Source organism: Clostridium sp. LBM24168 (assembly GCF_052953915.1).
The window spans coordinates 638,007-653,777 of record NZ_CP196861.1 but is presented as its reverse complement, the minus strand read 5'-3'; the positions used below and the strand labels follow the sequence as shown (position 1 = coordinate 653,777).

The 15,771-nt window shown below is 31.7% G+C and carries 7 protein-coding genes, 2 CRISPR repeat arrays and 1 riboswitch (1 of these 10 cut by a window edge); of the genes, 3 read left to right on the top strand and 4 right to left on the bottom strand.

Features of this window, described 5'->3' with window-relative positions:
• Positions 1 to 59 precede the first annotated feature (59 nt).
• The 4 genes from ACSVC9_RS03195 to ACSVC9_RS03180 all read right to left on the bottom strand — a co-directional run bounded on the left by ACSVC9_RS03195 (position 60) and on the right by ACSVC9_RS03180 (position 4,870).
• Positions 60 to 1,442, bottom strand: coding sequence for an amino acid permease (locus ACSVC9_RS03195; protein ID WP_446898921.1), 1,383 nt, complete (start codon positions 1,440 to 1,442; stop codon positions 60 to 62).
• Between the two features lie 256 nt (positions 1,443 to 1,698).
• Positions 1,699 to 1,785: riboswitch (glycine riboswitch) on the bottom strand.
• Positions 1,786 to 2,177: 392 nt separating this feature from the next.
• A complete protein-coding gene (locus ACSVC9_RS03190; protein ID WP_446898920.1) occupies positions 2,178 to 2,969 on the bottom strand; it encodes a phospholipase D-like domain-containing protein in 792 nt (263 codons plus the stop codon).
• 56 nt (positions 2,970 to 3,025) lie between these two features.
• On the bottom strand, positions 3,026 to 3,274 hold the full coding sequence (locus ACSVC9_RS03185; protein WP_446898919.1) for a YdbC family protein: 249 nt from the start codon (positions 3,272 to 3,274) through the stop codon (positions 3,026 to 3,028).
• Between the two features lie 831 nt (positions 3,275 to 4,105).
• On the bottom strand, positions 4,106 to 4,870 hold the full coding sequence (locus ACSVC9_RS03180; RefSeq protein WP_446898918.1) for a MerR family transcriptional regulator: 765 nt from the start codon (positions 4,868 to 4,870) through the stop codon (positions 4,106 to 4,108).
• Between the two features lie 907 nt (positions 4,871 to 5,777).
• Positions 5,778 to 11,907: a CRISPR direct-repeat array (repeat unit 30 nt; unit sequence ATTTAAATACATCTCATGTTAAGGTTCAAC).
• 117 nt (positions 11,908 to 12,024) lie between these two features.
• Here ACSVC9_RS03180 and tnpA point away from each other — a divergent pair.
• The 3 genes from tnpA to tnpC all read left to right on the top strand — a co-directional run bounded on the left by tnpA (position 12,025) and on the right by tnpC (position 14,381).
• Positions 12,025 to 12,405, top strand: coding sequence for an IS66 family insertion sequence element accessory protein TnpA (tnpA, locus tag ACSVC9_RS03175; RefSeq protein ID WP_446897860.1), 381 nt, complete (start codon positions 12,025 to 12,027; stop codon positions 12,403 to 12,405).
• A complete protein-coding gene (gene tnpB, locus ACSVC9_RS03170; protein ID WP_229980557.1) occupies positions 12,395 to 12,751 on the top strand; it encodes an IS66 family insertion sequence element accessory protein TnpB in 357 nt (118 codons plus the stop codon). The genes tnpA and tnpB overlap by 11 nt, the downstream gene beginning before the upstream one ends.
• A gap of 88 nt (positions 12,752 to 12,839) precedes the next feature.
• Positions 12,840 to 14,381, top strand: a complete 1,542-nt coding sequence (gene tnpC / locus ACSVC9_RS03165; RefSeq protein ID WP_446897859.1) for an IS66 family transposase — start codon at positions 12,840 to 12,842, stop codon at positions 14,379 to 14,381.
• Positions 14,382 to 14,495: 114 nt separating this feature from the next.
• Positions 14,496 to 15,771: a CRISPR direct-repeat array (repeat unit 30 nt; unit sequence ATTTAAATACATCTCATGTTAAGGTTCAAC) (it continues 269 nt past the right edge of the window).

Genomic DNA, 15,771 nt, shown 5'->3' with positions numbered 1-15,771 from the left:
CTATATCAATAATAAAGTAATTATAGCATATACAATTTCTCATTTTATCGGTTTTTATCCTATACTAAGTCTGTTTCAGCATCTTCCTGATTTTTCTTCTTAGGTTTAATTGTTTTATAAATGGCTCCAAGAAATATAAACCAAACCGGTGTCACAAATAGGGCTACACGCGTTTCCTTATTGAGTGCTAATACAACTATTACAAAAGCAATAAACGCTAAAATTGCATAGTTGGCAATTGGGTAAAATGGCATTTTGAACTTACTCCTAGCGGCAAGTTCAGGATTAGCTCTTCGATACTTTAAGTGACAGACAACTATAATTGCCCAAATGAAGATAAAACAAAATGTTGATATACTTGTAATGAGTACAAACACACCTTCAGGCATAATATAGCTTAGAATAACCGATATCAAAATAACAGCAGCAGAGAAAAGTAGAGCATTAGAAGGTACCCTGTGAGAAGTTAATTTCTCCATTGACCTAGGTGCATTATTTTCTTTAGCGAGAGAGTAAACCATACGGCTTGTGCTAAAAATACCGCTGTTGCAAGCAGACGCAGCTGATGTCAGCACAACAAAATTTATAACGCTAGCTGCTGCTGCTACCCCCACTGCAGCAAATACCTGTACAAATGGACTTTTAGCTGGATCGATTGAATTCCAAGGGTATATGCTCATAATAACAGTAAGTGCTCCAATATAGAAAATAATAATCCTGATTGGAATATTGTTAATAGCTTTTGGAATAACATATTCAGGATTTTCAGTTTCACCAGCTGTTAAACCAACTAATTCAATCCCCGTAAAGGCAAATACAACCATCTGAAAAGAAAGTATAAAACCATTTATTCCATTTGGAAACCAGCCACCATATTTCCAGAGATTTGCAAAGCTGGATATACCAGCATTTGTACAAAATCCTTTAATAATCATAAATGTACCAACTACAATTAGCGCTAAAATAGCAACAATTTTAATCAAAGCAAACCAAAATTCCATTTCACCAAACAACCTTACTGTAGTAAGATTCATAATTAACAGAATTATAAGAGCTATAAGACTTGGAACCCATTGAGCCACATTCGGGAACCAGTATTGTATATAAAGTCCGGAAGCCGTTAAATCTGCCATGGCAAGTGAAATCCAGCAAAACCAGTAAGTCCACCCAGTAATGAATGCTGCTCCATCTCCCAGGTAATCATGTACAAATTCTACAAAAGAATGATAATTTAAGTTAGAAAGCAGTAATTCACCAAGTGCACGCATAATAAGAAAACAAATTACCCCTGTTATAGTATATGCAAATAAAATGGATGGGCCGGCTAAGTGAATGGACCTTCCTGAACCAAGAAATAACCCGGTACCAATTGCGCCTCCAATTGCAAGTAATTGAACGTGACGATTTTTCAATCCTCTAGATAAATTTTGATTTTCCGACATATATATTCCGCCTTTCCAGTATTACTATAATTAAGTTTACACTTTCTTGTTTTGTCATTTAAGTAATAATAGACATGCGGTAAAACAAACTCCAGCTTCAATTGATAATGATGAAAATGTCCTTCTGAATAATATAAAATCCATTTTATCCCTCCGTTTTAGTAAAAAGGTACATGATAAAAATACCTTTCCATATATAAATATTCTGTGATTAGAGATATAAATGGGAATAGATAAGATATAAATTAAGATATGTTACCTTTCCCCTGTCCTTTTACCTGAGAGTTTTACCCTGCGGCTTTCTCCTTCGGTGCTCATTTAGAGTCTCTCCAAGGATTCATCCAATAGCGGTCATCTCTAATTAAATAGGTACCTGAAAGATTTACTTCTTCGGTGAATGGCTATAGCCATAACTCTCCCACTATCTTCATTTGAATTATTGTTTTTACTGTTATATACTAATACATATTCGATAAAATTACAATAATTTCTTCATTTTAAATGAAAATTGGACATCATCATTTCATAATTGTTATAATCATGAAATAATAAAATGAATATAATATATTAAAAAACAGCAAATAAAAAGAAAAATATTCTTTTAAAAATACTTTTTTATGTACCTCAATTTTATTTTAACATTTTTTAACTATGTCATATTTCCCACGTAAATGATAGCCATTATCAACTAATTATTAAAAATGTATTCATATTATAACTTTGATTCAGATTTAATCAGCTCCAAAGCTTCTTATATTTTCCATTACCCCTAAATTTTATTAATCCTAAATCTCTCAATTCCTGAAGATTTCTCCTGATACTTGCTCTTATAGTATTATTATTTGGATAAGCATTCGAAAATACATATTTATAATTACATATATCATCAAGTGAAAACTCACATTTTTCAACTAAATTAATAACATCAAGTACAAGTTTCTGCCAATTATTCAGATTTGCTTTTAATATATCTACATCTATATCTAGAAGGCTATCAATTTCAGTATCCTTGTGATTTTCTAAATCAATATCTTTATATTCTGGAAAACTTCTCAGCATATTTTCAATATCCATTATTTTCTTTGAATTAATTTTACCTGTATTCTCATCATTACAGATATTTCTAAAATCCTTAACCGTTCTATTGACCAAATTAGTATCACTTATAAAAACTCCATATTCAAGATTCTTTTTAAATCCTGATAGAGTCAAATTCGATGAAGTTATAATTGAACATTCCTCATCAAAAATATAAATTTTTGCGTGAAGTGTTTGACAATTATATATTTTGTCCTGATGTTCTATTGCAATTTTAAACGCTTCTATATCAGAAGATCTCTTATAAAAGTTGGGCATACTAAAATTTGAAATAAATTCTATTTTAACATTATTTCCCTTAATATTATCATATATATTATTCACTATATTTTTTTTAACATAAGGTGCGCATAATTTTATTGTTGATTTGCTGTTCGAAACCAAATTATAAAATCTATCGTTTATTGGCTTATTTATAATTTCAATCAAAATCACATTTCTCCTTTTCAGATACCTGGATCTTTAACTCATATAAAATAAATTTTTCATTTTACATCCAGTTCATCAATATCAATCTTATTCAGCAAATCTCTTAACTTTAATATTTCCTCTCTATCCAAAGTTATTCCCTTTCCCATTTTCTCATGTTTTCCATCCCAGTCTCTAATATCTACCTTAGCCTTTCTGCCATTCCAGCGCATAACATTTACCTCTTTTTCCCACCCTCTTAAACCTTGGGAAATACTATACAAAAAACGATCCTTTCTATTATGAATATTATATCGTATATTCATTCCAATTTCTTTATACGACAACCAAAGTATCAATCCGTGCTAAATTATAATGTAGTGTTTTACAATATACTCCATTTTTTAATGGCTACCAAAATTCGGGGCTTCTTTTTTAATTAGTTGTTTAAATATATTAGATCACTTTTAAAACTGCTGGTATTCGTCATCATTTTGTCACCAATGTTAAAAAGCTCCAGCTAAAATCAAGCTGGAGTTTGTCACTTTAATATTTATTTTAATTGAAATTGAGCTTTAGTATCTACTACGCCATTGCTAAATGTAACATTCATATTAGATCCATCCACATTGAACCATAAATATACTTCCGATTTAGTACCTAATAAACTCGTTTGTGAAGTAAGTTGCCTTCTCCAATAACCTTTTTAACCTGGTCATAAGTAGCAACCATTTCATTTTTTAAAAATTTGTCATAGTTATATTTTTTATCTTCTGCCTTTTGTTTAGATGTATCTGTAGTTTTAGCAGAATTACTACTTGCCGGAGTTATAGTAGTATCATTACCGCCAGAACTTGCTGTGTTTTAAAGCTCCTTCCCAGTTAAATTTCTTTACCTGCTGTTCCTAGATTAATCTTTTCTTAGAATCAATAAATCTTTTAACATAGCACATAACTATACCAACTATTGTTATAGCCCTCCTTATATATCCATAACAGGTTATACCCTATCATGGTAGAATCTTAAAGGAAGACAGTGAGCAGATATTATATTTTAGATGAGCATTAATCTTGCCAAATTATAAATTAGGTTATAATTATTTAACCATAAAGAACACTCAATTCAAACAGATGCCGAATGCTTTTATTAAATTACTGCTATTTTTTTATTTTTGTATAAATTAAGATTGCATCTCTTAAAAACTTTGCTGTTCCAGGTTGACTTCTATCATAATATGCATTAAACCTGCTATCATCCACATACATTTGTGCGAGGGATGCATGAGCTTCTTTATTATAATTTCCCCAATAAAAGCTTATCCACTTAGCATGCAAGTCAGCCGCCTTTTGAGCCAATTCTCCTGAAACATCACCCGTTTTATAAGCTCTATTCAAAGTCTCAAAGATTTGATTTTCAAGATTGCTAACTTGTTTATATTCCTCCTGGGTCATATTTTTTAACCTGTTATTCGACCTATCCACTATATTATTTCCGTATTGCTTTCTGATTTCTCTCCCATACTTTTTTTCATTATCATAAATGAATTTTTCTTTAAAGCCTTCAAATTTCTCACTGTCATACATTTTAATTTTCCCCTCCATAAATTCAATTGTTTTCTCCACATTTGAAATCAATAAATCCAGATGCCTTTTCTTTTCAAGAAGTTTATTATGATGCTTTTTAAGTGCCTTTGCCCTATCAAAATAGGGAGAATCTATAATGCTTTTAATATCATCCAATTTTATTCCAAATTCTCTATAGAAAAGTATTTGCTGGAGCCTATCTACTTCTTTTTCCCCGTATATACGATAGCCTGATGAATTGATCCTAGCAGGCTTTAAAATTCCAATTTCATCATAATACCTAAGCGTCCGTGCACTTACACCTGACATAAAAGCCAATTTCTGCACCGTATATTCCATAAATACACCTCCCGATAATCAACTATAAACTTATACGCAACGTTAATGTCAATAGATATCATTATATATATTAACCCTTATCATCTTTACCAAAAATAATTAAAGCACATATTATAAGAGGTATTACTATTGACAATATGCTTAATAGACTTTTTATTATGCCCGAATCTTCTAGACTAACCAATTCTAATAAACCACCTTTACATGTAATCTATAATTCTTTATTTTGCATCTTGTAATTAATTTTATGTGTAATCATGTTTGTTAATTATATACTTCATTTTTTCATAAAAATATTCACAAATTATGCACATATTATCAACAACATATTGTGTATAACTTTATATAAACAAAGAGGAGGCTTACACCTACTCTTTTTGTCACCTGTTTATTTAATTTTTAATTTTTTCTAATGTAATCACTTCTGGATTTAATAACTATCTTTCCCATTAATTAAATCACACAGGCAAAGAAACATTCTAAAAAATATTAATTTTACACATAAAACAAACTTCCTACATAGTGGATACTCATTTCACATTATAATTTTGAAGGGAGATCCATTAAAAACTGTATTAAGATCTAAAATGGCTGGTTTATTTTTGATTACCTTTCCTAGTGTTTTCTAAATTTGCACTGTTTTCACCAAACCCAGCGTTCATGGTATCTTGTAACTTAAACTTATAATACAGCAATGTAAATTAAAACAACAACAAATTATGAAATAATTCAACACAGACATTGTCATAAGAAGAATCATCTTAATTAAAAAAATAGATTACCTAATGAGTATGTATCTAGAAGATATTTTTCAAGACCACAATTTGTATATTAAATTCCAAGGTCACTAAGTTTTTCTAAAACTTATACTTACATTAATTTGTTTTAGTTTATGGTATACTTTTATTTCCCTATACATCTCATGTTAAGGTTCAACAAACCAAGACATGCGGCTTTAGAATTAAATATAACATTTAAATACATCTCATGTTAAGGTTCAACCCTATGCTTAATCTAGGACTATAATATCGCCTACTAATTTAAATACATCTCATGTTAAGGTTCAACACGGAAGGAGAGTGTATCCCAAATCCAGTCTTAAATATTTAAATACATCTCATGTTAAGGTTCAACATTATAGGGGTAGCTGGAAAGGAGATTTTAAGAAATTTAAATACATCTCATGTTAAGGTTCAACGGCAGATGGAAGCATGAAGGATATTACAATAAAGAATTTAAATACATCTCATGTTAAGGTTCAACCGATTCTTGTCCACACTTGTCGCATTTAATTATTTCATTTAAATACATCTCATGTTAAGGTTCAACATGGATTGAGGAGTTACATTATTCCTTAGTAAGAGTATTTAAATACATCTCATGTTAAGGTTCAACTAATCTCTCCGTTTTGGTTTCAATTTCTCCAGTATTATTTAAATACATCTCATGTTAAGGTTCAACAGCCTGTTTTCTCATGTCGCTTGCATATCCTTGCACATTTAAATACATCTCATGTTAAGGTTCAACTAATAATCCTCTTGGCTTGTCATACTTTGGCATTAAATTTAAATACATCTCATGTTAAGGTTCAACAATTGATAGTTTAGCTAATCCAGTAAATGGTTTATAATTTAAATACATCTCATGTTAAGGTTCAACTACTAGGGTAGAAACTAAGATAGATTATATAGGGGGATTTAAATACATCTCATGTTAAGGTTCAACGAATTAGAAAATAAATTAAATGGAGGAATGTAAAAAATTTAAATACATCTCATGTTAAGGTTCAACGGTATAGCTGTAGTATATTTATATGTTTTAGAAAAAATTTAAATACATCTCATGTTAAGGTTCAACTACTTAATATAGATTTATACTATGTATGTCAAAAAATTTAAATACATCTCATGTTAAGGTTCAACTGTATAGTAGAAAGCTTGCCCTGTAGAGTAGATACCATTTAAATACATCTCATGTTAAGGTTCAACAGTGCTTATGAACTGCTTATTAAAATCTTGCCAAAGATTTAAATACATCTCATGTTAAGGTTCAACCACCTATTCTCTTTACCACTCTCGTCTTTATATCTATTTAAATACATCTCATGTTAAGGTTCAACGTATATTTTTATATCTATCACTTATTTCATATAATTATTTAAATACATCTCATGTTAAGGTTCAACTATACAGCAGAGGGAAAAGACAGATAGAGGAAATACATTTAAATACATCTCATGTTAAGGTTCAACACAACATTTTCACTACCTCTAGCCACATCATGTAATTTAAATACATCTCATGTTAAGGTTCAACACATCTTCATCAACACTGCCCTCAACAATCAGGTGAATTTAAATACATCTCATGTTAAGGTTCAACTTTATAATAAGTTCATCAATCCCGTTATCATCCACCATTTAAATACATCTCATGTTAAGGTTCAACTTTATAATAAGTTCATCAATCCCGTTATCATCCACCATTTAAATACATCTCATGTTAAGGTTCAACTTTATAATAAGTTCATCAATCCCGTTATCATCCACCATTTAAATACATCTCATGTTAAGGTTCAACGCGTTATTGCAGCAGCTACAGGAATGCGTGATGGATTTAAATACATCTCATGTTAAGGTTCAACTTTCATCTGCAAAAGGTTCTTCATTGCTAGGCTTCATTTAAATACATCTCATGTTAAGGTTCAACTTAAAAAAGCAAAAAAACAACCATTAGGAGTAGAATTTAAATACATCTCATGTTAAGGTTCAACGCTGTTTTAAATAAATAAAAAAGAAGGAGTATTTAATTTAAATACATCTCATGTTAAGGTTCAACCGGAATTAAAGTAAAAGGAGTTACAAGCTATAACCTATTTAAATACATCTCATGTTAAGGTTCAACTTCCATATGCACTACATTAACATTTGATAGTGTACTATTTAAATACATCTCATGTTAAGGTTCAACGCATTTATTAAATCGAATTGACCTATTTTAAGTTTATTTAAATACATCTCATGTTAAGGTTCAACATCATTCTTATACCTGCAGGGTCTATTACATAAATATTTAAATACATCTCATGTTAAGGTTCAACCAAACAGTAATTCAGAGTACATTAAAAAAAGGACAATTTAAATACATCTCATGTTAAGGTTCAACTCCATTAGACCCAACCAAGATGGAAATATGGGTTGAATTTAAATACATCTCATGTTAAGGTTCAACCAAGTTAGAAAAAGGACATACCTTTATAACCGAAACATTTAAATACATCTCATGTTAAGGTTCAACTTGTTCTTTTATATATTTATTCAATTATATGTTCTTTATTTAAATACATCTCATGTTAAGGTTCAACAAATACAGACGCTATATTTACGGGTGATCAATTGTATTTAAATACATCTCATGTTAAGGTTCAACTGTAGGGGGATTTACAGTCAGGGAAGTCGGTATCTTATTTAAATACATCTCATGTTAAGGTTCAACCCGGCAGAGCAGAGGAAACCAACAGCAGTAAAAGCATTTAAATACATCTCATGTTAAGGTTCAACCAAGAGTTGTGGAAGCCTTATAGATTTGGTTTGGAAATTTAAATACATCTCATGTTAAGGTTCAACTATTGTAATTTCGACGAATCTTTTATTGAAATCAATTTAAATACATCTCATGTTAAGGTTCAACGGATATAGCTAACAGAGAAATAGCAAAAATATTGGGATTTAAATACATCTCATGTTAAGGTTCAACAGATGAGTTTATGATAGCATCTACTTCTACATTTGTATTTAAATACATCTCATGTTAAGGTTCAACAAGATGTAGTTGAGCTGAAAGGAGATGTTAAAGAATTTAAATACATCTCATGTTAAGGTTCAACAAAGCTAGGCACTGGGAAGATATGTACAATCACCTATTTAAATACATCTCATGTTAAGGTTCAACGCTTAGAACAGAAAAAATGCCCGTAACACTTATCAAATTTAAATACATCTCATGTTAAGGTTCAACGATTGTAATTGGAAGGAAGACTTAATTGTAATAGAATTTAAATACATCTCATGTTAAGGTTCAACGAAGGTAAATGGTATATAAAGGAAGATGAAGAATAAATTTAAATACATCTCATGTTAAGGTTCAACTAAGTGGAGGTAGAAAATGGCTAAAAGAAACGTAGAATTTAAATACATCTCATGTTAAGGTTCAACATACAGTAGAAAAAGCAGATACAGGGCTTTCATTTAATTTAAATACATCTCATGTTAAGGTTCAACGGGTAATATAGTTAAAGTTGTTAAAGACACAGAGAAATTTAAATACATCTCATGTTAAGGTTCAACGAATTAACAGGCTCAAAAAAAGCCGATCCGAAATAATTTAAATACATCTCATGTTAAGGTTCAACATGTATCCTTCAAATGTGCCCGAAGCCATATATAAATTTAAATACATCTCATGTTAAGGTTCAACGTATCTCCAGACGTGGAGGAAAAACAACAATGGAAAATTTAAATACATCTCATGTTAAGGTTCAACCAGTTGCAACAGCACAATATCAATTGAATAGAGTTAATTTAAATACATCTCATGTTAAGGTTCAACTATTATTTCCCTACAACTGAATATGACAGCAGAGTATTTAAATACATCTCATGTTAAGGTTCAACTAAAAGTATAATTAAATCTTGGCTTAGGCTAGACTGATTTAAATACATCTCATGTTAAGGTTCAACCATAAACTCATCCATTCTTTTTTGAAGTCCTTCAATATTTAAATACATCTCATGTTAAGGTTCAACAACGAGATTCCCACGATGGTTTTGGCAAGACATATCATTTAAATACATCTCATGTTAAGGTTCAACTGAATTCATTCGTAGCAGATGAAAATAATTTATATCATTTAAATACATCTCATGTTAAGGTTCAACATCTCTAATTTTCTCTGCCCATTCAATTTGCTTTTTATTTAAATACATCTCATGTTAAGGTTCAACGTATGAAGCAAGGCAGAAGGAAAGATACAAAGAATAATTTAAATACATCTCATGTTAAGGTTCAACGGATTTTCCAAGTCCTTAAGAAATCTCTGGCAACCTATTTAAATACATCTCATGTTAAGGTTCAACCTTAGTTCTGCCTCTTTGTCTGCGTCGTCTTCATCCATTTAAATACATCTCATGTTAAGGTTCAACGTCCTTCCATTCAAGGCCACCCAATTCTCCACGTCATTTAAATACATCTCATGTTAAGGTTCAACGTAAACTCATTGAAGGGAGAAATAAAATCTATTGAATTTAAATACATCTCATGTTAAGGTTCAACCCAAATAATCTTTTGCCTTCATAGATACACAAATATCATTTAAATACATCTCATGTTAAGGTTCAACCATTAGGATTAATTTTTATACTACCCCAGAGTCCAATTTAAATACATCTCATGTTAAGGTTCAACTTATATCACTTTTAGTGTCTTATTTAAACACTTTAGGATTTAAATACATCTCATGTTAAGGTTCAACTTAGCCTTGTTTCTACCTAGAACTAAAGTTGTATCAATTTAAATACATCTCATGTTAAGGTTCAACAATAAATCCACCAACTTTATATCCTTCTAACTCTATCATTTAAATACATCTCATGTTAAGGTTCAACCTCAGCTTGCTTATCAAGTTTTTCTTGCTCTTTTACATTTAAATACATCTCATGTTAAGGTTCAACTATATTGTTCAGGAACCGCATCCTCATTCAATACATATTTAAATACATCTCATGTTAAGGTTCAACCTATCTTTAAAAAGCTTATCTAGAATAAGTGGAATATTTAAATACATCTCATGTTAAGGTTCAACCCTACCACTCTATTCTCATATATCCGTCTCCACCTTTATTTAAATACATCTCATGTTAAGGTTCAACTTCTGCTTTTAACCTTATTTCCTTCATGCCTTTTAAATTTAAATACATCTCATGTTAAGGTTCAACAAAGCACCGAGCCGTAAGCCCAGTGTTTTCAATGGATTTAAATACATCTCATGTTAAGGTTCAACAAACAATATGTCATTGGCGGTGCTGGTGGAAAATATTTAAATACATCTCATGTTAAGGTTCAACATCTTTTTCTAGTAATTCTGCTATTGTAGATTTACCATTTAAATACATCTCATGTTAAGGTTCAACGCAATATCATTTGTAAATCAATTTAAGAGTTATAATTTAAATACATCTCATGTTAAGGTTCAACCCCTCTATTAAGCTCCTGTTTCAGCTGCACCTTTTTATTTAAATACATCTCATGTTAAGGTTCAACTATCATTTTGCCATTCGTCAAAGCAAATAGTGTTTAATTTAAATACATCTCATGTTAAGGTTCAACGAAAGCTAATAGATGCAGGACAAAGATATTGTAAATTTAAATACATCTCATGTTAAGGTTCAACTGGGGAACTTAATTCGATAGGGCTTAATTTAGCATATTTAAATACATCTCATGTTAAGGTTCAACTTTGAATTAAAATAACTTGATTTGGCATTTTCCAAAATTTAAATACATCTCATGTTAAGGTTCAACGTCCCCTTAGTAAAGGTTGCATGTAGGTTTAATCCAATTTAAATACATCTCATGTTAAGGTTCAACTTAATTTCACGTAGCTCATAATAACTTAGTTGCTCTATTTAAATACATCTCATGTTAAGGTTCAACATGGATAAAATGTGTGAGGATCTAGCAAATTTGTAATTTAAATACATCTCATGTTAAGGTTCAACTTAACTACTTTGAAGAAATTATCATCCATATAGTATTTAAATACATCTCATGTTAAGGTTCAACCTTATTTTCCATATTGAAAGGCTTGCAGGATGGATTATTTAAATACATCTCATGTTAAGGTTCAACTTCCAATATGGTATCCAAGGGAAAACAGGCTGCCAGATTTAAATACATCTCATGTTAAGGTTCAACAGGGTTAAAGCCAATAACTGAAAGATTGGATAAAATATTTAAATACATCTCATGTTAAGGTTCAACGTAAGCGTCAAGTAAGAAAGTGGATGGAAAATGTTCAAAGAATGTGAGATAATCTTCTAAAATAAGTTTTAAAGTTTTTCAAGTTAGCTTTAAAAACTTTAAAAAGGAAGGTTTTATATGGATGTACAAGAAGCAACTCAAAAATATAGAATGAATGAGTGGATTAAAATTATACGTGAATGCCGCAGCAGTGGCCAGACTGTGAAATCATGGTGTACGGAAAATGGCATCAGGACCAACAGGTATTATTATTGGTTGAGAAAAATACGTGCTGCTGCCTGTGAAGCTCTCCCTTCCAAAAATCCAAAGGAACAGATAGTTCCCATAAATACTTCCAAATTATCAGGTGTCATTTCCACAGATGCAGCCTATGTTTCTCCAGAAACATATCAGGCTGATATTATTATCCGTTTTGGTCGTGCAGTTCTTGAAATTCACAACGGTGCCTCGGCCAGTTTAATTGAAAATGTTATGAAGGTGCTGCAAAATGCTGGGTGATATTTCAAAGGCAGAGAAAATATATATTGCAACCGGACATACAGATATGAGGAAATCAATTGACGGGCTGGCTGCCATCGTACAGAAGAATTTTGAACTGAATCCATTTCAGAACAGTCTGTTTCTCTTCTGCGGACGGAAGAGAGACAGATTGAAAGCACTATATTGGGAAGGTGATGGATTTGTGCTTCTATACAAGAGGTTGGAAAATGGATGTTTTAAGTGGCCTAAAGATGCAGAAGCAGTAAAATGTATAACACCCCGGGAATTCAGGTGGCTTATGGAAGGCCTGTCCCTGAATCAGCCAAAGGCTGTAAAGAAAGTAGATATACAAACTGCCCTCTAGTGTCAGAGAAATCTGAAATCATGCGGTTTTATAGAAATTTATGGTATAATAACAGATATAAAAAACGAGTGAAGGAACTGTCTCAATTATGTATACCAAAAATGAAGTTATAGAACTTAAAAATCGCATAGCACAGCTGGAGAAGGAGAATAAAACTCTCCATGAGACAGTTGAATTTCTGACACATAAATTATTTGGCAGGAGCAGTGAGAAGACTTCTGTAATTGCAGGACAGATAAATCTTTTCAATGAGGCAGAAGTTTATAGAAACCCTTCGGCACCGGAACCGAATTTACAGGAGGTATCAAACTACAGGCGTAAAAAATTTGATGGTCAAAGAGCAGAACTGCTTAAAGATATTCCACATCATACAGTAATCTGTGGCCTTGAAGAGGATGAACGTTTCTGTGAAAAATGCGGGACACCTTTGAAAAGCATAGGGAAAGAATTTATCCGTACAGAAATAGAATTCATTCCGGCAAAGGTACGTGTTATAGACTACTACCGTGAAACTTATGAATGCAGGAAATGCCGCAAAGAAGGACTTTCTTACATAGAAAAATCCCCGATGCCATATCCGGTAATTCAGCATTCCATGGCTTCGCCATCTACAATTGCCCATATCATGTATGAGAAGTATGTCAATGCATTTCCATTATACCGTCAGGAAAGGGAATGGAAGTCACTGGGGGTAAAGCTCAGCCGTGCGACTATGAGCAACTGGATTATAGCTGCGTCCAGAAATTGGCTGATGCCACTTACAAATCTGATGCACAAGAAACTCACGGCCGAGAAATATTTACATGCAGATGAGACGCCTGTACAGGTACTTAAAGAACCCGGCAGGAAAAATACATCAGAATCCTATATGTGGCTGTACAGTACATATGCAGGCAGTAAGACACCAATAAGGTTGTTTGATTACAAACCTTCAAGAAGTGGGAACTGCCCGCAGAAATTTCTAAAAGGCTTTAGAGGATATCTCCATACGGACTGTTATAAAGGTTATAACAAAGTTCCGGGAATAACAAGATGTCTGTGCTGGACACATCTCAGGAGATATTTTGTTGAAGCACTTCCAAAGGACATAAAAAGCCCTGAAGCTACACTTCCGGCAGCAGGAATTGATTTCTGCAACAAACTCTTTGCAGAGGAAAGATCAATGAAAGATCTTATGCCGGATGAACGAAAGAAAAAGCGTCTTGAAACGGAAAAACCGATTCTTGAGGCCTTTTGGGGGTGGCTTGATTCCGTAAAAAACAGCTGCCTTCCCAAATCAAAGCTTGGAAAAGCTTTAGCTTATGCTGTAAATAATAAAGAAGGATTTATGAATTATCTTCTAGATGGCAACTGTGCTATTTCAAACAATCTGTCTGAAAACAGTATAAGGCCTTTCACTTTAGGGAGAAAAAACTGGCTCTTTAGTGGAAGCCCCAGAGGAGCTGAAGCCAGTGCAGCAGTCTACAGTATAATTGAAACAGCCAAAGCCAATGGATTGGAACCTTATAATTATCTTGAATTTCTATTTAAAAATCTACCTGGTGTACAATTCGAATCACACCCTGAATTTTTGGAAGAATACCTGCCCTGGGATCCATGGGTTCAGTCTTCCTGTAAAAAGAACAAATAGCAAAAATAAGACCACTCTAAATGAATGGTCTTTGTTTTTGTAAACACACACCGGATAATTTACCGCTTACGGTTCAACTAATAAAGGTGGAGGAATAGTTTCTGGTGGGCCTTAATTTAAATACATCTCATGTTAAGGTTCAACGAGCCAATTAATAAAAGCAATTCTATAAGATGCCAGGATTTAAATACATCTCATGTTAAGGTTCAACTTTGTAATAAAATTTACAAAGAATTTTATAAGATATATTTAAATACATCTCATGTTAAGGTTCAACTATTAATACTTGATTGAGTACTATCTTGTGTAATGGATTTAAATACATCTCATGTTAAGGTTCAACTTGATACATTTTAATATATGCAAGATTTAAATTTATTTAAATACATCTCATGTTAAGGTTCAACTTGGTCTTCATAGATAACACTTTCAACTACAGAATCGATTTAAATACATCTCATGTTAAGGTTCAACTAGAATTTACATTACCATCACCCATCAACGCTCTTATTTAAATACATCTCATGTTAAGGTTCAACGTCTTACTTTCGATATATCTTTATTTTCTAGATATATTTAAATACATCTCATGTTAAGGTTCAACCTAGTGGTTTAACTTTGGATAATTTTAAAACTAAGGTATTTAAATACATCTCATGTTAAGGTTCAACCAGAGAGATCTAATAATAAAGTGGCCTGTAATTTTAATTTAAATACATCTCATGTTAAGGTTCAACCCATAAAATCCTTTTATAGATATCGAGGTTGGACTATTTAAATACATCTCATGTTAAGGTTCAACTAGAATAGATAGAATAGTATTGCAATATATTACAGCATTTAAATACATCTCATGTTAAGGTTCAACGAGAAAAATGATTGCTAGTTATTTGAAAGTAGATGGATTTAAATACATCTCATGTTAAGGTTCAACTCTGCTCTTTTGTTTCCACTTTCCATTTACTTTATAATTTAAATACATCTCATGTTAAGGTTCAACCATAAATGGAGGGGATTATATTGGAGAATAAGAACTATTTAAATACATCTCATGTTAAGGTTCAACAGTTAGATACCAACTTTCTAAAAAGTACAGAGGATATTTAAATACATCTCATGTTAAGGTTCAACTATAGCAAATTCTTTTTGTATATCGTATGTGGATGCATTTAAATACATCTCATGTTAAGGTTCAACAATCCAAAAGATATAAAAATTATATGTCGCATTTACATTTAAATACATCTCATGTTAAGGTTCAACTCAATCAATTCTTTTTCATGTCCATTTAACAGTTCATTTAAATACATCTCATGTTAAGGTTCAACCTTGCCTTAAATACTTGGACAGGAGGCTAGAGATGAAATTTAAATACATCTCATGTTAAGGT